The organism is Collinsella sp. i05-0019-G5, assembly GCF_042851345.1.
GTDB lineage: Bacteria > Actinomycetota > Coriobacteriia > Coriobacteriales > Coriobacteriaceae > Collinsella.
The window spans coordinates 2,029,536-2,052,723 of the sequence record NZ_AP031421.1 but is presented as its reverse complement, the minus strand read 5'-3'; the positions used below and the strand labels follow the sequence as shown (position 1 = coordinate 2,052,723).

The 23,188-nt window shown below is 61.2% G+C and carries 20 protein-coding genes, 1 tRNA gene and 1 riboswitch; of the genes, 16 read left to right on the top strand and 5 right to left on the bottom strand.

Annotated features, from left to right (window positions below):
- Nucleotides 1-137 precede the first annotated feature (137 nt).
- From ACGHIZ_RS09635 to ACGHIZ_RS09625, 3 genes are all read left to right on the top strand, one after another.
- Complete coding sequence (locus tag ACGHIZ_RS09635) at nt 138-1,454, top strand: zinc-ribbon domain-containing protein (RefSeq protein ID WP_390447727.1); 1,317 nt, start codon at nt 138-140, stop codon at nt 1,452-1,454.
- A 195-nt stretch (nt 1,455-1,649) separates the two neighbouring features.
- Complete coding sequence (locus ACGHIZ_RS09630; RefSeq protein ID WP_138339567.1) at nt 1,650-2,258, top strand: DUF4234 domain-containing protein; 609 nt, start codon at nt 1,650-1,652, stop codon at nt 2,256-2,258.
- Complete coding sequence (locus ACGHIZ_RS09625) at nt 2,251-2,748, top strand: DUF2752 domain-containing protein (protein ID WP_161115103.1); 498 nt, start codon at nt 2,251-2,253, stop codon at nt 2,746-2,748. Before ACGHIZ_RS09630 ends, ACGHIZ_RS09625 begins: the two co-directional genes overlap by 8 nt.
- Nucleotides 2,749-2,854: 106 nt before the next feature.
- Here the strand turns inward: ACGHIZ_RS09625 and ACGHIZ_RS09620 are convergent, their stop codons facing one another.
- Nucleotides 2,855-4,318, bottom strand: a complete 1,464-nt coding sequence (locus ACGHIZ_RS09620) for a M20 family metallopeptidase (RefSeq protein WP_390447722.1) — start codon at nt 4,316-4,318, stop codon at nt 2,855-2,857.
- Between the two features lie 162 nt (nt 4,319-4,480).
- Here ACGHIZ_RS09620 and ACGHIZ_RS09615 point away from each other — a divergent pair, with 162 nt between their 5' ends.
- The 3 genes from ACGHIZ_RS09615 to groL all read left to right on the top strand — a co-directional run bounded on the left by ACGHIZ_RS09615 (nt 4,481) and on the right by groL (nt 8,587).
- Complete coding sequence (locus ACGHIZ_RS09615; protein ID WP_390447720.1) at nt 4,481-6,124, top strand: amidohydrolase; 1,644 nt, start codon at nt 4,481-4,483, stop codon at nt 6,122-6,124.
- A gap of 435 nt (nt 6,125-6,559) precedes the next feature.
- Nucleotides 6,560-6,853 carry a co-chaperone GroES gene (gene groES, locus ACGHIZ_RS09610; RefSeq protein WP_022094351.1) on the top strand — a complete coding sequence of 98 codons (294 nt, stop codon included), beginning with the start codon at nt 6,560-6,562 and terminating at the stop codon, nt 6,851-6,853.
- Nucleotides 6,854-6,949: 96 nt separating this feature from the next.
- A complete protein-coding gene (gene groL / locus ACGHIZ_RS09605; protein WP_006234938.1) occupies nt 6,950-8,587 on the top strand; it encodes a chaperonin GroEL in 1,638 nt (545 codons plus the stop codon).
- 87 nt (nt 8,588-8,674) lie between these two features.
- Here the strand turns inward: groL and ACGHIZ_RS09600 are convergent, their stop codons facing one another.
- The 3 genes from ACGHIZ_RS09600 to ACGHIZ_RS09590 form a co-directional block, all read right to left on the bottom strand.
- Nucleotides 8,675-8,941 (bottom strand): helix-turn-helix domain-containing protein, encoded by a 267-nt coding sequence (locus tag ACGHIZ_RS09600; RefSeq protein WP_390447717.1) that lies wholly within the window; start codon nt 8,939-8,941, stop codon nt 8,675-8,677.
- Nucleotides 8,942-8,975: 34 nt separating this feature from the next.
- A protein-coding gene (locus ACGHIZ_RS09595; RefSeq protein ID WP_390446814.1) for an IS3 family transposase occupies nt 8,976-10,117 on the bottom strand; the annotation gives its coding sequence in 2 pieces (ribosomal slippage) (nt 8,976-9,859 and nt 9,859-10,117; 1,143 coding nt in all).
- On the bottom strand, nt 10,114-10,434 hold the full coding sequence (locus ACGHIZ_RS09590) for a transposase (protein ID WP_390447714.1): 321 nt from the start codon (nt 10,432-10,434) through the stop codon (nt 10,114-10,116). Before ACGHIZ_RS09590 ends, ACGHIZ_RS09595 begins: the two co-directional genes overlap by 4 nt.
- A gap of 605 nt (nt 10,435-11,039) precedes the next feature.
- Nucleotides 11,040-11,230, top strand: a riboswitch (FMN riboswitch).
- Nucleotides 11,231-11,235: 5 nt separating this feature from the next.
- Between ACGHIZ_RS09590 and ACGHIZ_RS09585 the strand changes: the two genes are divergently transcribed.
- The 9 genes from ACGHIZ_RS09585 (at nt 11,236) to ACGHIZ_RS09545 (ending at nt 20,605) form a co-directional block, all read left to right on the top strand.
- The gene (locus ACGHIZ_RS09585; protein WP_055252299.1) at nt 11,236-11,826 is read left to right on the top strand and encodes an ECF transporter S component; all 591 of its coding nucleotides are present in this window, start codon (nt 11,236-11,238) and stop codon (nt 11,824-11,826) included.
- Nucleotides 11,823-13,727, top strand: a complete 1,905-nt coding sequence (locus ACGHIZ_RS09580) for an energy-coupling factor transporter ATPase (protein WP_390447711.1) — start codon at nt 11,823-11,825, stop codon at nt 13,725-13,727. Before ACGHIZ_RS09585 ends, ACGHIZ_RS09580 begins: the two co-directional genes overlap by 4 nt.
- Nucleotides 13,727-14,527 (top strand): energy-coupling factor transporter transmembrane component T family protein, encoded by an 801-nt coding sequence (locus tag ACGHIZ_RS09575; RefSeq protein ID WP_390447708.1) that lies wholly within the window; start codon nt 13,727-13,729, stop codon nt 14,525-14,527. The genes ACGHIZ_RS09580 and ACGHIZ_RS09575 overlap by 1 nt, the downstream gene beginning before the upstream one ends.
- 30 nt (nt 14,528-14,557) lie before the next feature.
- Nucleotides 14,558-15,004 carry a pyridoxamine 5'-phosphate oxidase family protein gene (locus ACGHIZ_RS09570; protein ID WP_390447705.1) on the top strand — a complete coding sequence of 149 codons (447 nt, stop codon included), beginning with the start codon at nt 14,558-14,560 and terminating at the stop codon, nt 15,002-15,004.
- A gap of 44 nt (nt 15,005-15,048) precedes the next feature.
- A complete protein-coding gene (locus ACGHIZ_RS09565; RefSeq protein ID WP_368132201.1) occupies nt 15,049-15,459 on the top strand; it encodes a pyridoxamine 5'-phosphate oxidase family protein in 411 nt (136 codons plus the stop codon).
- A gap of 257 nt (nt 15,460-15,716) precedes the next feature.
- A complete protein-coding gene (gene argC / locus ACGHIZ_RS09560) occupies nt 15,717-16,787 on the top strand; it encodes an N-acetyl-gamma-glutamyl-phosphate reductase (RefSeq protein ID WP_390447702.1) in 1,071 nt (356 codons plus the stop codon).
- Nucleotides 16,788-16,921: 134 nt separating this feature from the next.
- Nucleotides 16,922-18,190, top strand: coding sequence for a bifunctional glutamate N-acetyltransferase/amino-acid acetyltransferase ArgJ (argJ, locus tag ACGHIZ_RS09555; RefSeq protein WP_199579871.1), 1,269 nt, complete (start codon nt 16,922-16,924; stop codon nt 18,188-18,190).
- Nucleotides 18,191-18,271: 81 nt separating this feature from the next.
- Nucleotides 18,272-19,252, top strand: a complete 981-nt coding sequence (gene argB / locus ACGHIZ_RS09550; RefSeq protein WP_117583122.1) for an acetylglutamate kinase — start codon at nt 18,272-18,274, stop codon at nt 19,250-19,252.
- 69 nt (nt 19,253-19,321) lie between these two features.
- Nucleotides 19,322-20,605 (top strand): aminotransferase class III-fold pyridoxal phosphate-dependent enzyme, encoded by a 1,284-nt coding sequence (locus ACGHIZ_RS09545; RefSeq protein WP_390447699.1) that lies wholly within the window; start codon nt 19,322-19,324, stop codon nt 20,603-20,605.
- Nucleotides 20,606-21,031: 426 nt separating this feature from the next.
- Here ACGHIZ_RS09545 and ACGHIZ_RS09540 read toward each other — a convergent pair.
- Nucleotides 21,032-21,107: transfer RNA gene (locus tag ACGHIZ_RS09540), tRNA-Val, on the bottom strand.
- A 187-nt stretch (nt 21,108-21,294) separates the two neighbouring features.
- Between ACGHIZ_RS09540 and asnB the strand changes: the two genes are divergently transcribed.
- Entirely contained in the window at nt 21,295-23,175 is a 1,881-nt protein-coding gene (asnB, locus tag ACGHIZ_RS09535; RefSeq protein WP_368132196.1) for an asparagine synthase (glutamine-hydrolyzing), read from the top strand.
- The last annotated feature ends 13 nt before the right edge of the window (nt 23,176-23,188 follow it).

The following is a 23,188-nucleotide window of genomic DNA, read 5'->3' as shown; positions in this document are numbered from 1 at the left end:
CAACGAACCGCCTGCTGGCGCCGTGTACCTTGCAAATCGGTCGTCTTTGAGTATTTGACCCCACATTGGGCAATAATGATGCTAAAGACAACGTTTGCGATCCAAGTGATTCGTTCAAGATGCGAAGGGATGATTCTATGTTCTGCTCGCAGTGTGGCGCCCCCATGGGCGATAACGACAAGTTCTGCGGCGTGTGTGGCGCTCCTAATGCCGGTGCCGCTGGCCCCGCTCCCCAGGGACAGCCTCAGCCCCAGCAGTTTGTTCCGCAACCGCCCGTGGCGAATGCGCCAAAGGGCTGTGTGGCTCAGGCGTTCCAAGATATGACTAAGACTCCGGGCGTGCTTCAGCGTGTATGCCAAATCGCGTTTTTGCCGGCGCTGATTTGCGTTGTGTCGGTGCTCGTGCTGTTTATTCCCGTTATTGGCGGCATTGCGGCTGCCATCGGCTTTTTGGCAGCTTGCATTGCGAGTGTGTGCGGTTCCGGCTTTGGTATCGAGTGGGGCCGTGATCTGTCGCTCAAGGTCGATGACGGCATGGACCGTCCGCTGATGCGTTCCACGTCGTTTGGTCTCGGAGTCTTTTCGAGCGTTATTTCGGTCGTGCTCGAGGTTATCGCTGCCATTCCCGTTATCGGTGTAGTGCTTTCGCTGGCGGAGGGCGCGGTAATTGGCGCCGCAGGCTCGTATTCGTATTACGGCTCTTATGCGCTCGAAGCTGCGCTGTTTGGCTCGCTTGGCCTGCTTGTCCTGGCGCTAATTGCCTCGGCGATTCTGGGTGTCTTCTTTAAGATGTTCGCCGACATTGCCGTGATGCACTTTGCGGTGACCGGGCGCGTCGAGAGCGCGTTTTCGCTCGATAAGGTCTGGGCGGCCTTTAAGCACAACAAGACCAAGCTGTTCTGTGCTTCGTTCCTTCCCGAGTTTTTGACGGGCCTGGTTTCCAACGCCATTACGTGGATCTTGACAGCTGTCTTTGGTGCCATCGCCGGAATTGGCGCGTACGGCTATTACTATCGCCCCACGGGTATCGAGGCGATTGTTACCGCCGGTGGTGTCACGCTCGTATTGTTCCTGGTGCTGATTGCATTCGTCACGGTGTTCCTTACGGTCTTTGGCAAGATGCTCAAGCACCGTGCCGTTGGCTATTGGGCTGCACGTTATGCAAGCGAATGGGCCGATGAGGACAAGGACGACGTTTTGACTTTTGTGCTCCCGGGTGAGAAGAAGCCTGCTCCTGCGGGATTCAATCCCACGGCAGCCACTGGTGCTGCGCCTGCCCCGGCGCCCGCGCCTGCACCTGCCCCGGCACCCGCGCCTGCCCCTGCCCCGGCACCTGCTCCTGTCCCCGCACCGGCGTCCGAGGCGACGCCTGCGGAGCCCGATTGGGATGCCGTTGCCACGCCGGCGGATGAGCCGGGCGATAATCCTGCTGCCGAAAACAATCAAACCGAATAGCCGGTCGAGGCGCCCTGGGCAACTGAGCCCGGGGTGCCTTTTTCTACTGCGAAAGCAAGAAAATGCCTGGGAAAACGGTTGCAGCAAAATTTCTCGGAAATTGGTCAATGTTGCGCAACAACGTCGCGGCTATTGTTGAGAACGTAGACGTGTAAGGTTTGAAGGCATGCGACGCCTTAGGAAAAGGAGAGGCTCATGTTCTGTCCCACTTGTGGTTCTCCCATTTCGGATGATGCCAAATTCTGCCCTGTTTGCGGATCCGCCGTTGGTGCCGCTTCTGCCGCTGCGGCCCCGCAGCCCCAGCCCGCTCCGGCCCAGGCTATTCAGCCCGCGCCCCAGCCTCAGCAGCAGTACACCGGTCAATACGCCCAACAGTCCGCATCCGCTCCGATGGGCTATGACCCCATTAAGGCTGACCGCAGCCTGATCGGCTGGCTGCTGCTCTCTCTTGTGACCTGCGGTATCTATTCGTTCTACTTCCTGTATTGCTTGGCACGCGACGTCAACACGTTGTGTCAGGATGACGGCGATTACACGCCGGGTCTGGCGGAATTCATCCTTCTATCGTTTGTGACCTGCGGCTTCTACGCGTACTACTGGTATTACAAGATTGGCAACCGCCTGCAGGCCAACGCTCCTCGCTACGGCCTGGTGTTCCAGGAAAACGGCACCACCGTTCTTCTGTGGCAGATCTTCGGCGCGCTCCTGTGCGGCCTTGGTCCCATCTTCGCTATGAACATCGTCATCAATAATACCAATGCCATGGCAACGGCTTACAACACCCGCCTTGGCGCTCGTGCCTAACAATAAGGGCGGCGTGAACAGCTTCCAGGGACATAGGGGCACGGCAGAGCTCCTTCGCCGCGCCCTTTTTTGCACCGGCGCGCTCTTTGTCGCCTGGCTCGCGCTCTACCTGCTCGACATTGGCTGCATTTTTCGATTGATGACGGGCATTCCTTGTCCGGGATGCGGCATGACGAGGGCGTGGCTGGCGGCGCTGCGCCTCGATTATGCGGCTGCCTTTGCCTACCATCCGCTGTTTTGGGTGGTGCCGATTGCGTTTGTGCTCGCGTTCGTGCGCGAGGAGGTGGCATCGAGCAAGCTAAAGCGTGGTATCGACATTGCGGTCACCGTGTTGTGCGTGCTGGTCGTCGTCGTATGGATCGTGCGCCTCGTCAATCCGGCAGATGCCGGTCTGCTCTTTGGCGGCTATGCGCCCGCCGGAGTTCCCGACGATATCATCCACCTCGAACCCCCACGCTGGCTCACCATCCTTCGCTCTTACCTGGCGTGACGGAGGACGCGCTAGAAAAACGGTCGACACATAAGCGGGGGCGAACGTTGAGATAACGTCCGCCCCCGCTTTGCTTTAGCCAGGCTGTTATGGATGGGCGTGACGGCTACTCGTCGCGCTTTTCCTCGTGGCGAGCGGCAGCCCGCGCATCGTGGATGCCCTTGATTGCAGCATGGCGGGCGGTGCGAGCATCGTGCATGGCGTCGCGCGCCTCAGCGGCCGTGGCCTTGGCAGAGCGCAGCTTGGCTGCCAAGTCGGGGTTGGTCTCGGCAACCGCGGCGATCGTGGGGCCGTCGAGCTCCTCTTGCGTGGGCTCGGCCAAAAAGTCGATAGCATACTGGGCGGCCACCATGGAGCCCTTTGCCAGCACGGTCTCGTCAATCTTGTAGAAGCAAGAATGTTGGGCGTACGTGGCGCCAATCTGGGGGTTGCGCGTGCCAACAAAGGCGAGCACGCCCGGCACGCGGCGCAGGTACTCCGAGAAGTCCTCGCCCGAAAGCGTGCCGCGATAATGGCCTTCGCCCGCGGGGCCCAAGCACTTGACCACGGCCTGACGACAACGCTCGCTCGAGGCGACGTCGTTTTCGACCTTGTAGTTGGCGATGGTGTAGTCGGTAAGTTCGGCCTCTGCGCCCAGGGCTGCCGCGGTGTGCTCCACGATGCGGCGCATAAGCTCGGGCATTTCCTCGTGCGTCTTGTCGCCATAGGTGCGCACCGTGCCGGCGAGGTAGGCCGTGCCGGCGATAACGTTGCGCGCGGTGCCGCCGTGCAGCTCGCCGACGGTGATGACAGCCGGCTCGTAGGGGCTGATCTCGCGCGAGACGATGGTCTGCAGGGCGTTGACGATCTCGGCAGCCACCATAACGGCGTCGTGGCCGCGCTGGGGCATGGCGCCATGGCACGAGGTGCCGCGGACATCGATGCGGAACCAGTCGGTGTTTGCCATGCGCGGGCCGGGCTCACAGCTCACGGTGCCGGCGTCGACTTCGCTCCAGATATGCGCGGCGTAGGCACCATCGACGCCGTCGAGCACGCCCGTGCCGATCATGAGCTTGGCGCCCTGGCCGTTTTCCTCGCTGGGCTGGAAGACGATGCGGACCTCGCCGTGGATGTCGTCGGTCATATGGCGCAGGATCTGCAGCGTGCCGAGCATCATGGCGATGTGGCAGTCGTGGCCGCAGGCGTGCATGCAGCCCTCGTTGACGCTGGCAAACTCCTCGCCGGTCTGCTCGGTAACGGGCAGGGCGTCGATGTCGGCGCGCAGTAGGATACGGCGGCGCGGCGTGCCGTCCTCGCGATAGGCGTCGGGCGCGGTGCCGCGAAGGGTCGCCACCAGGCCCGTCTTGAGGGGACGCTCGTAGGGGATATTCATGGCGTCGAGCTGGTTGGCGATGTCGGAGGTCGTGCGCTCCTCGGCAAGGCTCAACTCCGGGTGCTTATGGAAGTGGCGGCGCTGCTTGATGATGTAGGGCTCAAACTCGGTGGCGATATCTCGGATGGCCGCGGTGACATCGTCTGCCGCGCGAGCCTCGGTCGCCGCCATAATCTGCTGTGCCTTGGTCTTCGTCATGGTCGATTTGCTCCTTGCTGGGTTGATCGCAAAATCGTACAGGCTCTCTCCAGTATGCCACCTGCCGCTAGGGCTGGTAAAGTTGCCGTTTGCCGCTTGGGGTTTTGTAACAAGAGTGGGGGAGTACACTCGGGGGTGTTGAATTTCCTGCCAGAGATGGGGATGCCCATGCAGCATATCGATCGGATTATCCGCTCCAAGAACGTCTTTACCGCGCAAGACGGCATCGATACCGCCCGCGAGCTGGCGATTGCCATCGCAGGCGACCGTATCGTCGCAGTCGGAAAGCCCGATGACGTGATTGCCGCCGCTCCCGCCGCCACGCCGGTTATCGATTACGGCGAGCAGTTTGTCTGCCCCGGTTTCCATGACGCTCATCTGCACTTCTTCCATACCTCGGTTGGCTCCTCGCCGTACATGCTCATGGATATGGGCACGTCCGAGGCGGCACTGGTGCAACATGCGCTCGAGTTTTCCCAGGACCTGCCCGACGACGCTTGGGTTGTGACGCAGGGCTGGCGCGACTACCGCTGGGACCCGCCCGAGCATCCTAGCAAGGCGTCGCTCGATGCGGCATTCCCCGATCGTCCCTGCGTTATGTACTCGGGCGACGGCCACACGCTGTGGCTCAACAGCTGTGCACTCGAGGCGCTCGGCGTCACGCGCGACAGCGAGCCGCCAGCGGGCGGTAGCTACGACAAGGACGCAAACGGCGAGCTCACGGGCATTGCTCACGAAGCGGCTGCCATGCAGCTGTTGCCGCGCTGCCTTGAGTGGCTGGGCGAAGATCGCACCGCAAGCGCTTACGCCGATCAAATGAGGCGCATGGCCGAGCAGGGCATCACCTCGATCTGCGACATGTCGCTCATGCCCATGCCGGGATGCGACTTTATCCGCGACGATGTCTATGACAAATTGCAGACGGCCGGCAAGCTGGGCATTCGTGCCCATCTGTTCCCCACGCTGCTGGATGACCAGTCGCGTCTAGAAGAGCTCCAGGTACGTTACGCGAACAACGCGCTGCTTTCGGCGCCGGGTTTTAAGCAGTTCTTCGACGGCGTGTCGAGCGAACACACGGCATATCTCACCGAGCCCTATACCAATCCGCGCTTCCCGGGCGACCAGGGCCGTCTGACGGTCCCGGCTGAGCGCATGCGCAAATTGGTTCTGGCGGCCGCGGAGCGTGGTCACACCGTGCGCATCCACGTCATCGGTGACGGTGCGATTCATGCCGCGCTGGATATCTTCGAGGAGGCCGCCGACCTGTACGGGCTGCCCCAGCACGGCCATAACACGCTCGAGCATCTGGAGAACCTCCTGCCCGAGGACATCGATCGCTTGCGCAAGCTCAACGTGGTTGCCTCGAGCCAGCCCTGCCACATTACGCTCGACCCGGGTGGACCGGAGCGCGATCTGGGCCTTGAGCGCAGCCGCATCATGTGGCCGTTCGCAACCTATAAGCAGCGCGGCATTCGCCAAGCCTTCGGTACTGACAGCCCTATCACGCCCGTTACCAGCATGAACGTGCTCTACACGGCTATCACGCGCCAGGACCCCAAAAGCCACTGGCCCGAGGGCGGCTGGTTGCCGAGCGAGCGCATCGATGCGGCAACAGCCCTGCGCAACTACACCCTGGGCAGCGCCTATGCAGCGGGCGACGAGCAAAACCTCGGCAGCTTGGAGCCCGGCAAGTACGCCGACCTGGTAGTCCTGGACCAAAACCCGCTTACCATTGACCCCCAAGAACTCCAAGCCACCAAAGTCCAAGCCACCTACCTGGCAGGTAACTTAATCTACGAGCGCTAGCCCCATACCCCACCCACAAGGGGCGCGTTTCAGCAACGTGCCCCTTTCTTGTTCGCACCATCCGCATCGCCATTTTGCTGTACTGACTTTTCTGAATGCCGGGCCCGAATTAGTTAACCTGGCTCCCGTGTGGCTCCGGAGGGGCGGGGCATAAGGTTTATCGCGAGTTCCGCACGAGCCGAAGGCCACTTAATGTGGCCTTCGTGCGAGCAGGACTGCCCGAGCAGGAAACCTTATGCCCCGCCCCTCCGGAGCCACACGGGAGCCACTGCTAAGTTATCCCCCGGCATTCAGAAAATCTAAGTGCCAAAAAATAAGATTTTTTGACTCTGTGTTGTATAACCCGCCATTCGTGGGTACCATTCAACGCGTACGCAAACAAAAAGGGTTAACCCGCGCGGCATGACCGCGCGGCCCACAAAGGAGGAAACAAGCATGTCGTCTTTGAAGCCGCTTGCAGATCGCGTCCTGGTCAAGCCCGACGAGGCCGAGCAGAAGACCGCTTCTGGTCTGTATATCGCCAGCAACGCTCAGGAGAAGCCGCAGCGCGGCACCATCGTTGCCGTGGGCGCCGGCAAGGTCAACGACAAGGGTGAGCGCATCCCCATGGACGTCAAGGTTGGCGACGTTGTCATCTACGGTAAGTTCGGTGGCAACGAGGTCAAGGTCGACGGCGAGAAGTATCTGCTCATGCGCGCCGACGACATCTACGCTGTCGTCGAGGCCTAGTCTCGTCAGAATCTCTGATTCGTCTTTGAGCGCGCTCGCCGCATAGGACTCGGAAGCGGCGACGCGAGTCACATTTCTATTGGAGGATTACCCACTATGGCAAAGAACATTACGTTCAACACCGATGCCCGCGCTAAGCTCGCAAAGGGCGTCAACACTCTGGCCGACGCCGTTACCGTCACCATGGGCCCCAAGGGCCGCTACGTTGCGCTGCAGCGCACGTTCGGTGCTCCGACCATCACCAACGACGGCGTTTCCGTCGCTAAGGAGATCGAGCTCGAGGACAACATCGAGAACATGGGCGCTCAGCTGGTGAAGGAGGTCGCCACCAAGACCAACGACACCGTTGGTGACGGCACCACCACCGCAACCCTGCTCGCCCAGGCCATCGTCAACGACGGCCTGCGCAACGTCGCCGCTGGCGCCAACCCGCTGGCCATCCGTCGCGGCATCGACAAGGCCGTCAACGCCGCCGTCGCCGAGATGAAGAAGCAGGCCAAGCCGGTCGAGACCAAGGAGCAGATCGCTTCCGTCGGTACCATCTCTGCCGGTGACCCCGAGGTCGGCGAGAAGATCGCCGAGGCCATGGAGGTCGTGGGCAAGGACGGCGTCATCACCGTCGAGGATTCCCAGACGTTCGACATCACCATCGACACCGTCGAGGGCATGCAGTTCGACAAGGGCTACGTCTCCGCTTACTTCGTCACGGATAACGACCGCATGGAGGCCGTGATGAAGGATCCGTACATCCTCATCACCGACCAGAAGATCTCCAGCGTCCAGGACATCATGCCTGTTCTCGAGGCTGTCCAGCGCGCTGGCCGTGGCCTGCTCATCATCGCTGAGGACATCGACGGCGAGGCTCTGCCTACCCTGGTCCTCAACAAGATCCGTGGCGCCCTCAACGTCTGCGCCGTCAAGGCCCCGGGCTACGGCGATCGCCGCAAGCGCATCCTCGAGGACATCGCCGTCCTCACCGGTGGTCAGGCTGCCCTGGACGAGCTGGGCGTGAAGGTCGCTGACATCACCGCCGACATGCTCGGTACCGCTAAGTCCGTCACCATCTCCAAGGACAACACCGTCGTCGTCGGCGGCGCTGGCTCCAAGGAGGCCATCGACGCCCGTATCGCTCAGATTAAGGGCGAGATGGAGAACACCACCTCTGACTTCGACCGCGAGAAGCTCCAGGAGCGCCTGGCCAAGCTCTCCGGTGGCGTTGCCGTCATCAAGGTCGGCGCTGCTACCGAGTCCGAGCTTAAGGAGATCAAGCATCGCGTCGAGGATGCCTTGCAGGCTACCCGCGCTGCTGTCGAGGAGGGCATTGTCGCTGGCGGCGGCGTCGCCTTCATGGACGCTGCTCCTGCACTCGACGCTGTCGAGATCGACGACCCCGAGGAGAAGATCGGCGTCGACATCGTCAAGAAGGCTCTGACCGCTCCGGTCGCCACCATCGCCAAGAACGCTGGCTTTGAGGGTGCCGTCGTGGTCGACAAGGTTGCCGAGCTGCCCGCCGGCCAGGGTCTCAACTCTGCCAACGGCGAGTGGGGCGATATGATCGAGATGGGCGTCCTCGACCCCGTCAAGGTCAGCCGCGTCACCCTGCAGAACGCTGCTTCTGTCGCCAGCCTGATCCTCATCACCGAGGCCACCGTCTCCGATGTGCCCAAGAACACTCAGCTTGAGGACGCTATCGCTGCTGCCACCGCTGGTCAGCAGGGCGGCGGTATGTACTAAGGCCGACAAGGTCTAGAACTCCCACCGGGAATCCGGGGGCGTGACGGGGCTTCTCTCCGGAACGTCCTCGGACATGCAAAGAGGCTCCTATTTGGCAAGGTGTTTTTTAGAATCCATTTTGCGCTCGGCCTCGAAGGCCCGCCTGTCCCAATCGAGCGGAAGTCCGGCCTCGACCCATGCCTCGTAGGCCCTCCTTATGGGCTTGAGCTCCCTTTGGCCCCTCTCCAGCATCGAGATGTACTTCTCGCTGGTTCCCAATATGGACGCCGCCCTCACCTGGCTGACCTTCGCCGCGCGCCTGGCCGCCACGAGCTCCGAGGCGTCCTCGGGCCTCCTGATCTCGTGCGGGTGCATCAGCGCCCGGTACGCCTCCCTGGATTGGCAACACCTATTTGGACGATTCCGGGAGGGACAGCCCCGCCTCCCTGAACTCGACCGGCGACATGTAGCCCAGCGTCGAGTGGATCCTGAAGTTGTTGTACCAGTGCACGTAGTCCGAGAGCTTGGCCCGGAGCTCGCGCGTCGTGCCGAACGTCTCGCGGTGGACGAGCTCGGCCTTCAGTATCCTGTTGGTCGACTCGTCGACGGCGTTGTCGTAGGGGCAGCCCTTGGCCGACAGCGACCTCTCTATGCCGAAGGCCTCGAGCATCAGGTCGATCTCGGCGTTGTCGAACTCGCTGCCGCGGTCCGTGTGGAACACCTCGATGTCCGAGATCGGGAAGGAGAGCGTCGCGAACGCCGACTTGACCAGCCGGGCGTCCTTCCTGGGCCCGGCGGAGTGGCCGACGATCTCCCTGTTGTAGAGGTCGACGAGCAGGCAGACGTAGTTCCACGACGCCCCCACGCGCACGTAGGTCAGGTCGCTGCATATATGGGTGCGCGGCGCCCTGCCGCAGAAGCCGCGCGCGACGACGTTCGGCACGTCGGCCTCGTTGACCGCCCCGGGGTGCACCTTGAACCTCTTCCTGCCGTATGCGCTGACCAGGCCGTTCTCCCTCATGATGCGGCAGACCCGGCGCCGGCTGACGGTGACGCCCGACCGCTCGAGCGACGCCTTTATCTTGCGCGAGCCGTACCGGCCCTTGCTGGCGGCGTGGGCCGCGACCACGGCCGGCGCGGCGGGGTCCGGCGCGGCGGGCCGGCCGGGCCGCGAGCGCATGGAGTAGTACGTCGACCTCGCGACGCCGAGGAGCCTGCACTGCGCTGATATGGGGTAGCGGCCCTCGTTGGCCGCTATGGCCCTCACTTTCGAGCGTATATCAGCGCCGCTTGTTTTAAGACGTCGACCTCCATCCGGAGCCTGCGGTTCTCGCGCTCGAGCTCCAGGATCCGGTTCTGCTCGGGCGTGCGGTTGTCCGCGGCGCGCGGCGAGCCGGTCGCGTTTATCGACTTGATCCACCTCTCCACGGTGCTCTTGCCGAGGTCGTACTCGTCCATGATCTCGCGCTTGGGCTTGCCGGCGTTGTAGAGGTCGACTATCTGCCTCTTGAACTCGTCGGTGAAATGCCTCGGGTGCCTGGGGTCCCTCATATACGGCCCTCCCGTCTCCTGCGCCCCTCCCGGAACTGTCCACACCAGTGTAGCCAATCCAGCATCCCCAGCGACGCGAGGTGCCTGGTGAGGCCCGCCCCGTAGGACGACGTCCCCTCCATCGCGACGCAGGCCGGCTCCCCGGCCGCCGCGATCGCCCCGGCGAGCGCCTCGTAGCCCGCCGCGTCGGCGGGGAACTGGCGGGACAGGACCTTGCGGCCCCTCCAGTCCAGGACGCACAGCCAGTGCGAGTCGGCGTGGGTGTCGACCCCGCAGAAGACCGGCCCGCGGGCGCCGGGTGCCGATTCGGTTCTCATGTCTCGCTCCGTTCTTTCCGTGCTCGCCTGGACCGGGCAGACGGCACACTGACGGGGCGCGATAGAATGCGGTTGTTCGGGCCCGCGGTATCGCTCCATGCTCCTATTAGGTCATGCGGCGGTCTCGGCTCGCCGCGGCCCGCGCGGGACATGTCAGGAAACGAGGGCAGCCCTGTGGGCGCCAGCGGAATGTGGGGTCACCGCGCGGTCCGCATCTGATGGTGTCGACGTCAATGGTATACGGGTGCATCATCGACGTCTTCAATACAGAAAATATCAGTGCGGAATGTTCCGGAGAGAAACCCCGTCACGCCCCCGGATCCCCTGCGTTTACGGCCTTGGGGTCGGCGTGGGCGGAGGACTCGGTTGTTGGGAATACGTGTCCCGGTCGCTGTTTCGCGGCTTTGCCGCGAAAGGCGCGCCACTTTGGGGCGAGTGGGGGATGTGGTTGTTGCGGTGACTTGTCCCTTTCGCTGTTTCGCGCTTTGCGCGAAAGGCGCGTTACTTTGGGATGGGTGGGGAACGTGGTTGTTACGGCAACTGAACCTCATCATAAATTACCCTTGGCATACTTGCGCGAAAGCCTGCTCGTGCTACACTTGCAATTGCTGTTTCAGGGCGGGGTGAAATTCCCCACTGGCGGTAAATCGGGCGGTGCCAAAGGGGTGCCGTGGCGCAGGCGAGGACCTGCGTCGAGCCGATGAGTCCGCGACCCGTGCGTGTGTTGGTTCGCATGCAGGCTGAACTGGTGAAATCCCAGTACCAACGGTTAGAGTCCGGATGAAAGAGGCAGGTGATCTTATGTCTGAACAGTCGCAGCATATCCATTTTGAGAACACGAATAGGTGGAGCACCAAACAGCTCGTTACCATGGCGTTGATGTGCGCCTTGGGCGCCCTGTTTATGTATGTGCAGCTGCCTATCCTTCCTTCGGCGCCGTTTTTGACCTACGATCCGTCGCTGGTGCCGGCGATGGTGTGCGGGTTTGCCTATGGCCCCGGTGCCGGTACCGCTGTTGCCGCCATGGCGATCGTTATCCATGCGCTTACCACGGGCGATTGGGTCGGTGCGCTTATGAACTTGGTTGCCACGCTGGGCTACATTCTGCCCGCGGCTATTGTCTACCAGAAGATGCATACCTATAAGGGTGCCGTGATTGGTCTGGTGCTCGGCGTTATTGCCGCTACGGCGTTGTCTATGGTCGCAAACCTTACCATTGGCGTATGGTTCTGGTATGGCTCGGTCGATGTGATCGCCCCGCTTATGATTCCTGCCGTGCTGCCGTTCAACCTTATCAAGACCGTGCTTAACTCGGTATTGACGCTTGCGGTGTATAAGGCGGTCTCCAACCTCATCACGCCTAAAAAGGACCAGGTCAAAGGCCGCGCATGATTGAGTGTCGGGGCGTTTCCTTTAGCTATGACGGTGCCGCACCGGCACTCGACGGCGTCGATCTAAACATCGAGGACGGCGAGTTTTTCTGCATCCTCGGTGGCAATGGGTCGGGTAAGTCGACGTTTGCCAAGCATCTGAATGCGCTGCTGCAGCCCGATGCGGGCACGGTACGCATCAACGGCATGGATGCGTCCGACCCCGAGCTGGTCTACGACATTCGCTCGACCGCGGGCATGGTATTCCAGAATCCCGATGACCAGCTGGTGGCAACGCTTGTCGAAGATGACGTTGCGTTTGGTCCCGAAAACCTTGGCGTGCCGTCGGCGCAAATTGCGCGGCGTGTACGCGAGGCGCTGAAGGGTGTGGGCCTGGTGGGCTTTGAGCGCCACGAGACCCATGCGCTTTCGGGCGGCCAAAAGCAGCGCGTGGCGCTTGCCGGCGTGCTCGCCATGGAGCCGCGCGTGCTCATTTTGGATGAGGCTTCTTCGATGCTCGATCCGCGTGGACGCAAGGGCCTCATGAAGGCTTGCCGTGCGTTGCATGATCGCGGCATGACCATCGTGATGATTACGCACTTTATGGAAGAGGCCGCCGAGGCCGATCGCGTTGCTGTCTTCCAAGCGGGCCGCGTTGCCATGCTCGGTAAGCCCGAGGAAATCTTGACGCGGGCGGACGAACTTGCGCAGCTCAACCTGGATATGCCGGCGTCGTGCTGCCTAGGTAGGGTACTTCGTGAGAAGGGCGTTTCCGTTTGCGCGCAGGTGCGCGAGGCAGATATGGTCGCCGAGATTGCACAGGCTTATGCCGAGCGGAGCGGGACGAACATCGCAGGGCAGCCTTCCGCATCCGATTCCCATGTGCTTGACAATGGATCCTCTGCGGCCGACGGGATAGCCGCGTCGGAGCTCGTTATCGAGATTTCGCACCTCTCGCATAGTTACTCGCTGAGCGCCCGCGAGCGCCGTCGCTGGCGTAAGCGCTCGGCCACTGCGGACGCATCGAGCAAACAGGCCCTTTGGGGCAACGATCCAAACAGCCCCTGGGCACTGCGCGATGTTTCGCTGACGGTGCGTCGCGGTGAGTTTCTGGGCCTGGCGGGTCATACCGGCTCGGGTAAATCAACGCTGGTTCAGCATCTCAACGGGTTGATTCGTCCGCAGGAGGGAAGCGTTTGCGCGCTGGGGCTCGACCTGTCAAACAAGAAAGACGCCGCCGCGGTTAAGGCCAAGGTCGGCGTGGTGTTTCAGTATCCCGAGCGCCAGCTATTTGCCGAGACCGTGGCGCAGGACGTGGCGTTTGGCCCGCGTAACCTTGGTCTGCCGCAAGACGAGGTCGCGCGCCGTGTCGCATCATCGCTTGCACGCGTGGGCCTCGACCTTGCCGCGATAGGCGACAAGAGCCCCTTTGAGCTTTCGGGCGGCCAGCAGCGGCGTGTGGCGTTTGCTGGCGTGCTTGCTATGGAGCCCGAGGTCCTAGTACTCGATGAGCCCATGGCAGGGCTCGATCCGGCTGCGCGCAGGGATTTCCTAGGGCTCATCGGTCGACTCCATCGCGAGGGTCTGACCGTTGTCATGGTTTCGCACAGCATGGATGACCTGGCAAATTGTTGTGACCGTATCGTTGTGATGAACGAGGGCGCGGTGTTTGCCGAGGGAACGCCCTCGCAGGTTTTTGCGCACGCGAACGAGCTCAAGTCGATTGGCCTGGGCGTTCCCGCCGCCCAGCGTATGGCGCTGGCGCTTGCGAAGGCAGGCGTGCCGCTGCGCTTTGACGGCCTCTATACGGTTGAGTCGCTGGCAGACGAGTTGGTAGACCTGCTAATCGGTCGCTCGGGCGGTCCTTCTAACGTCGCGGACATTGCTAATTCCAAGACGGTCGCGCGAGAGGAGGGCTGCTGATGGAGGCGTTTTCGTTTGGCAGTTACTATCCCGGCGATAGTGCAATCCACCGCCTGGACCCGCGAACCAAGTTGCTCTTGGGCTTTGTGTTTCTGATCACGACGCTCACGGTCAGTGGCTTCCGCGGACTGGCCCCGGTCGCAATTTTCGTTGTGCTGACCTATGCCGTGTCTCGGGTGCCGGTTCGTCGCGTTCTGTCGTCGATGGCGCCGCTGCTGGCAATCGTCGTCGTGGTCGCGGTGCTCAACTTGTTTACCGATCAGAGTGGGCGCATCCTGTGGCAGCTCGGCTTTCTGCAGATAAGCGAGGGCTCACTGCGTTCTGCCGCCTTTATGGCGTGCCGCCTGACGTTGATGATGGCCGGTATGAGCGCCATTACACTCACCACGCCGACGCTCGACCTCACCGCGGGCTTTGAGCGCCTGCTCGCGCCGTTTGCGCGTGTGGGACTTCCTGCGCACGAGCTCGGCATGATCATGGGTATCGCGCTACGCTTTATGCCGCAGTTTGCCACTGAGATGAAGCAGACGGCCGATGCACAGGCAAGCCGCGGCGCGCGCGTGACGGGCGGTCCGCTCGGCGGCGTGCGTATGCTCGGCAGTGTGGCGATTCCGCTGTTCACGGGCGTGTTCCGTCATGCCGAGACGCTTTCGGCCGCCATGGATGCACGCTGCTATCACGGCGAGCAGGGCCGCACGCGCCCGCATGCGCTTGCATTTGGCCGCGGCGATGCGTTGGCGGCGGTGGTGACGGCGTTGCTGCTCATCTGCGTCATCGTTATCAATCTTCAACTTGTTTAGGCGCGATTCGGGCGCAAGAAAGGGGTCCCTATGACCGACAACGACCGCACGGCTCAGCTTGAGCGCGCCTGTTCGTATCTCAGGCGCATTCCGGCGTGGTATCTGGCCACGACCGATGCAAGTGACGGGCATCAGCCTCGCGTGAGGCCGTTTTCGTTTGCCATGGTCGATGACGGTAAGTTGTGGTTTTGCACGTCGCGCGACAAGGACGTGTGGGCGGAGCTGAGTGCGAATCCCAAGTTTGAGGTATCGGGCTGGAAGCCGGGGGAATGTTGGATCGTATTGACCGGCGAAGCCGCACTTGAGGACGACGCAGTTGTGAGCGACAAGGTGCGTCAAGCGGGCTTTAAGCACATGGTGGGCATTGGCGAGGAACACGAGAGTGCCAACGACGGCCGCCTTGCTTTCTTTTCGGTCCGCAATATTGCCGCGCGCTTCTGTGATATCGACGGCAGCGAGGAGCGCCTGGAGCTCTAGCTCGCACAAACCAGGTTCCCAAACTAACTAGTACAGGAGGAAACGTGGACGGATTGAATACGGTGTTGGAGTATCTGACGTCGGTGCCGGCATGGTATTTGGCGACGAGCGTTGACGGACAGCCTCATGTGCGTCCGTTTTCGTTTGCGCAGATCCAGGATGGCAAGCTGTGGTTTGTGACGGCGCGCACCAAAGATGTGTGGCAGGAGCTGCTGCAAAACCAGCGCTTTGAGGCCACGAGTTGGTGGCCGGGCCATGGTTGGTTGATCCTGCGCGGGCGTGCGGGGCTGGAAGACCGGGCTTCGAGCGAAATGCGCGAGGCCGGATGGAAGCATCTTGAGCGCTTGAGCGAGCACTATGAGGGGCCTAACGACCCCGCGCTCGTCTTCTTTAGCGTCGAGGATCCCGAGGCATTTATCTGCAATCATGACGAATGGGTGCCGGTTGAGCTCTAGCCAGCTGGCTCATCCTAACAACTTAGTTTTCGCATGGGCGGACCCCGTGTTGCCTGGCACCGTAAGGAGTGCCGGTCAATACGGGGCCCACTCTATTTGTCAATTCCTTCAAGCGAATGTGTCGGGAATGTTTCAATGCATGAACATGCAAGCTATTTACGTATTCATGCATCTTTTGGTGCTAAAGTTTCAACCCATCTCATAACGACTGCTGCGAAATGCGCATCGGTGCATAAATCGCAGACAAGGAGTCTGATATGTCTTTGAAGGTTGGAATCGTCGGCGCGGCTGGATATGCCGGAGCCGAGCTCATTCGCCTCGTACTCGGCCATCCCGAGTTTGAACTTGTTGCCATTACGTCCAACGCCGATGCCGGCCAGCCGCTGTCCGCGGTGTATTCGAGCTTTGCTGGCGTGAGCGATCTGGTTTTCACCACGCATGACGCCCCCGAGCTCAAGAGCTGCGATGCGGTTTTTCTTGCCGTGCCGCACACGGCTGCCATGGCGCAGGTGCCCGCGCTCCTTGCCGCGGGCGTTTCCTGCTTTGATCTTTCGGCCGATTACCGTCTGAGCGATCCGTCCGTCTTTGAGGCATGGTATGCCGCCGAGCATACGAGCCCCGAGCTGCTCAAGACCCGTGCCTTCGGTCTGCCCGAGCTGTTCTGCCAGGACTTGGAGACCGCCGCATCCGACCATGCCGACGGCAAACCCGTGCTGGTCGCCTGCGCCGGTTGCTATCCCACCGCAACGAGCCTTGCCGCTGCGCCCGCCGTGCGCGCGGGCTGGGTGGCCGAGAACGGTCCCGTGATTGTCGATGCCATTAGCGGCGTGACGGGCGCCGGTAAGTCCTGCAACGCCCGCACCCATTTTTGCAGCGCCGACGAGAACTTGGAGGCCTACGGCGTGGGCAAGCATCGCCACACGCCCGAGATTGAGCAAATCCTTGGCCTGACCGATCGCGTCGTCTTTACCCCGCACCTGGCACCGCTCAAGCGCGGTCTGCTCTCCACGGTGACGCTGCCGCTCGCGCCGCAGGCTATCGATACCTTGACCCTTGAGGACGTTGTCGACCATTACAAGCAGTTCTACGCCGGTCGCACCTTTGTGCGCGTGCTCGATGCCGGCCAGCAGCCCAAGACGGCTTCGGTCGTCGGCACCAACGCTGCCCAGATTGGCCTCGCGCTCAACAAGCGCGCGGGCGTGCTGGTGGCGACGGGCGCCATCGACAATTTGTGCAAGGGCGCTGCGGGCCAAGCAGTCCAGTGCGCCAATATCGTCTTTGGCTTTGACGAGCGACGAGGCTTGCCCACAGTGGCGTGCCCGGTGTAGCACATTCGATTGTTAACGATTTGGTAGTCGGGCATCGAATGGGGCGCCACTCTTAAGCTGGTCTCATGATCACGACTGGCATGGCGCACCAACCGATGTCCGTTTTTTGTTTGACATAAGGAGTCATAAAGACGATGAATACCGAGCTGTTTGATATCAAGATTCGCGCCGTCGAGGGTGGCGTTACGGCTGCGGCTGGTTTTAAGGCTGCAGGCATCCACGCTGGGTTCCGCAAGAACCCCGAGCGTCTGGATTACGCGCTCGTCGTGCCCGATAAACCCTGTCCCGGTGCTGGCGTGTTTACCACCAATCGCTTTTGCGCGGCGCCCGTGCAGGTGAGCCGTGCCAACCTGGGCGGTACCGACAAGGGGTACGGTATCATCGCCGGCATTTCGGTCAACTCTGGCAATGCCAACGCCGCCACGGGTGAGACCGGCCTTGCATGCGCGCGCGAGACGTGCAGCATCGCATCGCAGGTCATCGGCTGCGAGCCTCAGCAGATTCTGATTGCCTCCACGGGTGTGATTGGCCAGATTCTGCCGATCGACACGTTTGAGACCGCCATTCCTGCTGCCTACGAGGCGCTCTCCGCCCACGGTGGCGCCGATGCCGCTCGCGCCATCATGACGACCGACACGCACTCCAAGGAGTACGCCGTGTCCTACGTCAGTGAGGCTGCGGGTCATGCGAGCAATGTCTATACGGTAGGCGGAATGTGCAAGGGCTCGGGTATGATCATGCCCAACATGGCCACCATGATCGCAGCTATCACCACCGATGCCCCCGTCGAGCCGGCGGCACTTCATGCCCTGCTGCTCTCGACCGTCAAGCAGACCTTTAACAAGGTAACGGTCGATTCCGACACCTCGACCAACGACACCTGCATCATGCTTGCCTCCGGTGCCGCTGCCGCAGATGCCGAGCCTATCGTCGAGGGCTCCGATGCTTTTGACGAGTTGGCATTTGCCGTGCACGAGGTGTGCGAGAGCCTGGCGCGCAATATTGCCGCCGATGGTGAGGGCGCATCCAAGCTTGTTACAGTCAACGTTACCGGCGCCGTGAACGACGAGGAGGCCGATATCGCCGCCCGTGCCGTTGCCAACTCGCCGCTCGTTAAGACCTGCATCGCCGGCCACGACTGCAACTGGGGCCGCGTTGCTATGGCGCTTGGCAAGTGCGGCGTGAAGTTTAATCAGGAAGACGTTTCCATCGACATGATGGGCATGCCTGTCTGTCGCGACGGTCTGACTGTTCCCTTTGACGAGGACGAGGCTCTACGACGTTTCGAGGCGCCCGAGATCGTGATCTCGGCCGACCTGGGCGCAGGCGACGCGGCAACGACCGTGTGGACCTGCGACCTCACGCATGAGTACATCTCCATCAACGGCGACTACCGTTCCTAGATTCCGGGCACGCTGCGCATCTTGCCGCGATTGCGGACAGCGGAGCACGGCGCGATAACGATATGAAAGACGAGGCAGATTATGAAATTCGCACGCGATTGTCGTTCGAGCGAATCCAACGAAGCAACCGCGCAGCTGCTGTTCGAAGCGCTGCCGTGGATTAAGAACCTGACCGGCAAGACGGTTGTTATCAAATATGGCGGAGCCGCCATGGTTGATGAGCAGCTGCGCCGCGACGTGATGAGCGACATCGTTTTGCTCAAGATCATCGGTATGCGCCCCGTCATCGTGCACGGCGGCGGCAAGGCTATTAACGAGGCGCTGAGCCATTACGATATTCCCGTCGAGTTTAAGAACGGCCAGCGCGTGACCACGCCGGCGACGATGGATATCGTGCGCGAGGTGCTGGGCGGCAAGGTTAACCAGGAGCTGGTTGCTGCCATCAACCACCACGGCAACCTGGCCGTGGGCGTGTCGGGCAGCGATGCCGGCACGCTCATCGCCGAGCCGCTCGACCCCGAGCTCGGTCGCGTGGGCAAAGTGACGCACGTCAACACCGACTATATCGAGCGCCTGCTCGATAGCGAGTACATCCCCGTCATCGCTACCGTCGCGGCGGGGGAGGACGGCGGTTTCTTCAACATCAACGCCGATACCGCCGCCGGTGCCGTTGCGGCAGCGCTCCACGCGCACAAGGCGATCTTTTTGACCGACGTCGACGGCCTGTACAAGGACTTTAGCGATAAAGACTCACTCATCTCCAACCTAACACTCGACGAGGTTAACGAAATGCTCTACGGCGGCGAGGTCGATAAGGGCATGATTCCCAAGCTGCGCGCGGCCGTCGATGCGCTTGCCGGCGGCGTATTTCGCGCTCACATCATCAACGGTACCACGCCGCATTCGCTGCTGCTGGAGCTGCTGACCGATGCCGGCGTCGGCACCGTGATCCATTCCACCGAGACGGCTTACGAGTTCGATACGCATCCGCATCCGCTTTCGACGTTTGCTGCGCGTCTGACCGAGAACCTCGACGAGGTCGAGAAGCTTCAGACGGTCTAACTGACCCTCAGCCGCCCCATTTCTGCACCCATAGGCCTGCGCCGTCCGGCGCTCAACGAAAGGCATCCCATGTCACTTGCAGCTCAGCAATCGCTTGAATCCCATTACGTTATGCATACCTTTGGCCGCTCTCCGGTCGAGTTTGTCGAGGGTCACGGCATGAAGCTCACCGGCGACGATGGTCGTGAGTACCTCGACTTTCTTGCCGGCATCGGCGTGTGCAGCCTAGGTCATGGCGACCCGGCTGTGCTCTCGGCGCTCGAGGCACAGACCAAAAAGCTCATGCATGTCTCCAATTACTTCTACATCGAGCAGCGTGGACAGGTCGCGGCGCTGCTGTCCAAGCTTGCTAACGACGACGTAGATGGTGCGCGCGTGCTTGCCGATGCCATTGTCGCCGGCGATGAGACCACGGCAGCTGCTCTTGGTGCCCCGGCTGCGGATGAGCAGGTTTGGGAGACCTTCTTTGCCAACTCCGGCGCCGAGGCCAACGAGGGCTCGATGAAGCTCGCGCGCCTGTACGCCAAGCGTGCCGGTAACGGCGGCAACACCATCGTGTGCATGCGCGGCGGCTTCCACGGCCGTACGCTCGAGACCATTGCCGCCACTATGCAGGATTGGCTGCAGGATAGTTTCCGCCCGCTGCCGGGTGGCTTTGTGGCCTGCACGCCCAACGATATCGATGAACTGCGTGCGAAATTTAAGCAGCTGGGGAGCGAAATTTGTGCCGTGATGCTCGAGCCGATTCAGGGCGAGAGCGGTGTGCACCCCATGACCGAGGAGTTTATGGCGGCAGCGCGCGACCTGGCACACGAAGTGGGCGCCGTGCTTATCGCCGACGAGGTCCAGTGCGGCATCTTCCGCTCCGGCAAGCCGTTTGCATTCCAAACCTATGGCGTGGAACCCGACATCATGAGCCTTGCCAAGGGCATTGCTGATGGCGTGCCCATGGGTGCCGTCGTAGCAAAGAAGGAGATTGCCGACGTGTTTAAGCCGGGCGACCACGGTTCGACTTTTGGCGGTAGCTGCTTGGCCATCGCGGCGTGCGCCGCGACGCTCTCCGCGCTCGTGCACGGCGATTATGCCGACCATGTTGCCAAGGTAGGCGCCTATATGGAGGCAAAGCTCGCCAAGCTGCCGCACGTGACCGAGGTGCGTGGCCGCGGCTTGATGCTCGGCTGTGATCTGGATGATGCCGCGGGCGACGCGCATGATATTGTTGCCCGCGCGCTGGCCGCCGGTGCCGTGATCAACGCTACGGGTGCGCATACGCTGCGTTTCCTGCCGCCACTCGTCTGCGAGGAAGCCGACGTGGACAGTCTGATCGAGATCCTGTCGGGTGTTTTGGGCTAACGCGGCGCAATAACTCAATTTGGACCGAGTTCCGGACTGCGGACGTGCCCTATGCGGCATGATTCAGCGGTCTGGAGCCCGTTTTGCCTTAGATTTGCTAAGGCAGGGAGACCTGCTGGTCAAAAAACATCAAATATGAGTACTGTTACCGATTTGGTAGCAGCAATTTTGGACTAATAAGGCCAGATGGCAAGTCGAAATGGCGATGAATACACGATTTTGATCTGACTGTTAGTCCTTATAATGGACATATGTTGCGTAACCTAAGCAAACACTATCTGTTTATATGTTGCAAGCAAAGTAGCAGTACTCATTTTTGCCATTATTTGGCCACGGACCTTGAAATAAGGGGTCCTTAGGGTTCGAATCCCATGCGCTGGGCCCAAACAAAAAACGGTCCCCTTGCGAGGACCGTTTCCAATTCAGTGGTGGGCGATGAGGGATTCGAACCCCCAGCCTTGTGCGTGTAAAGCACCTGCGCTAACCGTTGCGCCAATCGCCCGTGCGGAGAGAGTATAGCAAAACAATCGCCCCATTCACCTCATATCCATTAAAGGTAACCGGCGCGTGTCACAGCGGAGCTGATTCAGTTGAGATTGCCTGAACATTCCGCCCCTCTTTACGCCCTCGGGTATACTCAAAAGCTACTGATTCGATTTGATGCCCAGCAACAGCAGAGGGGATAGTATATGTGCGGTTTTGTCGGTTTTGTCGGTGGGACGGATAACCAATCCGAGGTGCTCACCAAGATGATGGACCGCATCGTCCATCGCGGTCCCGACATGGGCGGTCAGTTTATCGACGGCCGCGTTGCCCTGGGCTTCCGCCGCCTGTCGATCCTCGACCTGACCGAGGCCGGCGCTCAGCCCATGGCCAATGAGGACGGCAGCGTCGTCATTGTCTTCAACGGCGAGATCTACAACTTCCAAGAACTCCGTTCCGAGCTCGAGGCCAAGGGCTACAAGTTCCACTGCGGCGCCGACACCGAGAGCCTCCTGCACGGCTACGAGGAGTGGGGCGAGGCCGTTCTCGATCGCCTGCGCGGTATGTACGCCTTCGTCATCTGGGACAAAAAGAAGAACAAGCTTTTTGGCGCCCGCGACATCTTTGGCATCAAGCCGCTCTACTACTATCCCATGGCCGATGCGGGCGACGGCGCTCCGGGCGTGCTCTTTGGTTCCGAGATCAAGAGCTTCCTGGACTACCCGCACTTCCACAAGGCGGTCAACAAAAAGGCTCTGCGTCCGTACATGACGCTGCAGTATTCGGCAACCGAGGAGACCTTCTTCGAGGGTGTCTACAAGCTGCCGCCGGCGCACTACTTTACCGTCGATATCCCGACCGGCAAGATGAACATCGAGCGTTACTGGGATTGCGATTACTCTGCCGTCGAGAAGCCGTTCGAAGAGTATGTCGATGAGCTGGACGAGGTCGTGCACGAGAGCGTCGAGGCCCATCGCATCGCCGACGTCAAGGTCGCGTCGTTCCTCTCCGGTGGCGTCGACTCCAGCTACATCGCCGCTTGCCTCATGCCCGACAAGACCTTCTCGGTGGGCTTTGACTACAAGAACTTCAACGAGACCAACTACGCCAAGGAGCTTTCCGATAAGCTCGGCGTCGAAAACGTTCGCAAGATGATTACCGCCGACGAGTTCTTCGGTGCGCTCGAGGACATCCAGTATCACATGGACGAGCCGCAGTCCAACCTGTCTTCCGTGCCGCTGTGGTTCTTGGCCGAGATGGCCCGCAAGGACGTCACCGTGGTGCTTTCGGGCGAAGGCGCCGACGAACTCTTTGGCGGCTACGCCTACTACGAGGATACGGTCCCGGTGCGCAAGTACAAAAAGATGGTGCCGCTGCCCGTCCGTCGCGCGCTCGGTAACCTGGCGCTGCATATGCCGTACTTCAAGGGACATAACTTCCTGGTCAAGGGTGCCGAGATCCCCGAGAAGTCGTTCCTGGGACAGGCTCTGGTATGGCCGGAGCGCGAGGTCGACGGCGTGCTCAAGCCCGAGTACAACACCGGCGACGGCGCCTTTGAGCTCGCTGCACCCATCTACGCACGCGTGAAGGGTCAGCCCGAACTGGTCAAGAAGCAGTACCTGGACATGAACATGTGGCTCCCGGGCGACATTCTGCTCAAGGCCGACAAGATGTGCATGGCGCACTCGCTGGAGCTGCGCGTGCCCTTCCTGGACCGCAAAGTCATGGAGTTCGCCGAGCACATTCCCGATCGCTACCGCATCAACGAGAACGGCAACAAGCAGGTACTCCGCCACGCTGCCAACAAGTCGCTGCCCGATGAGTGGGCCACCCGTCCCAAGGTGGGCTTCCCGGTGCCGATTGTCTACTGGCTGCGCGAGCAAAAGTGGTACGACTATGTCAAGGAGTACTTCACCGCGCCGTGGGCAAGCGAGTTCTTCAATACCGACGAGCTCATGCACCTGCTCGATCTGCACTTTGCGGGCAAGGGCGATTTCCAGCGCAAGATCTATACGCCGCTCGTGTTCCTAGTGTGGTACAAGCGCTTCTTTATCGACGAGGACCAGCCCGCTGTTCAGGCTGCCTAGCCTCGGCTTACGA

Coding starts and splice junctions, on each gene's coding strand:
- ACGHIZ_RS09635 (WP_390447727.1), top strand. CDS start 138: ATGTTCTGCTCGCAGTGTGGCGCCCCCATGGGCGATAACGACAAGTTC.
- ACGHIZ_RS09630 (WP_138339567.1), top strand. CDS start 1,650: ATGTTCTGTCCCACTTGTGGTTCTCCCATTTCGGATGATGCCAAATTC.
- ACGHIZ_RS09620 (WP_390447722.1), bottom strand. CDS start 4,318: ATGACGAAGACCAAGGCACAGCAGATTATGGCGGCGACCGAGGCTCGC.
- ACGHIZ_RS09615 (WP_390447720.1), top strand. CDS start 4,481: ATGCCCATGCAGCATATCGATCGGATTATCCGCTCCAAGAACGTCTTT.
- groES (WP_022094351.1), top strand. CDS start 6,560: ATGTCGTCTTTGAAGCCGCTTGCAGATCGCGTCCTGGTCAAGCCCGAC.
- groL (WP_006234938.1), top strand. CDS start 6,950: ATGGCAAAGAACATTACGTTCAACACCGATGCCCGCGCTAAGCTCGCA.
- ACGHIZ_RS09600 (WP_390447717.1), bottom strand. CDS start 8,941: ATGCACCCGCACGAGATCAGGAGGCCCGAGGACGCCTCGGAGCTCGTG.
- ACGHIZ_RS09590 (WP_390447714.1), bottom strand. CDS start 10,434: ATGAGAACCGAATCGGCACCCGGCGCCCGCGGGCCGGTCTTCTGCGGG.
- ACGHIZ_RS09585 (WP_055252299.1), top strand. CDS start 11,236: ATGTCTGAACAGTCGCAGCATATCCATTTTGAGAACACGAATAGGTGG.
- ACGHIZ_RS09580 (WP_390447711.1), top strand. CDS start 11,823: ATGATTGAGTGTCGGGGCGTTTCCTTTAGCTATGACGGTGCCGCACCG.
- ACGHIZ_RS09575 (WP_390447708.1), top strand. CDS start 13,727: ATGGAGGCGTTTTCGTTTGGCAGTTACTATCCCGGCGATAGTGCAATC.
- ACGHIZ_RS09570 (WP_390447705.1), top strand. CDS start 14,558: ATGACCGACAACGACCGCACGGCTCAGCTTGAGCGCGCCTGTTCGTAT.
- argC (WP_390447702.1), top strand. CDS start 15,717: ATGTCTTTGAAGGTTGGAATCGTCGGCGCGGCTGGATATGCCGGAGCC.
- argJ (WP_199579871.1), top strand. CDS start 16,922: ATGAATACCGAGCTGTTTGATATCAAGATTCGCGCCGTCGAGGGTGGC.
- argB (WP_117583122.1), top strand. CDS start 18,272: ATGAAATTCGCACGCGATTGTCGTTCGAGCGAATCCAACGAAGCAACC.
- ACGHIZ_RS09545 (WP_390447699.1), top strand. CDS start 19,322: ATGTCACTTGCAGCTCAGCAATCGCTTGAATCCCATTACGTTATGCAT.
- asnB (WP_368132196.1), top strand. CDS start 21,295: ATGTGCGGTTTTGTCGGTTTTGTCGGTGGGACGGATAACCAATCCGAG.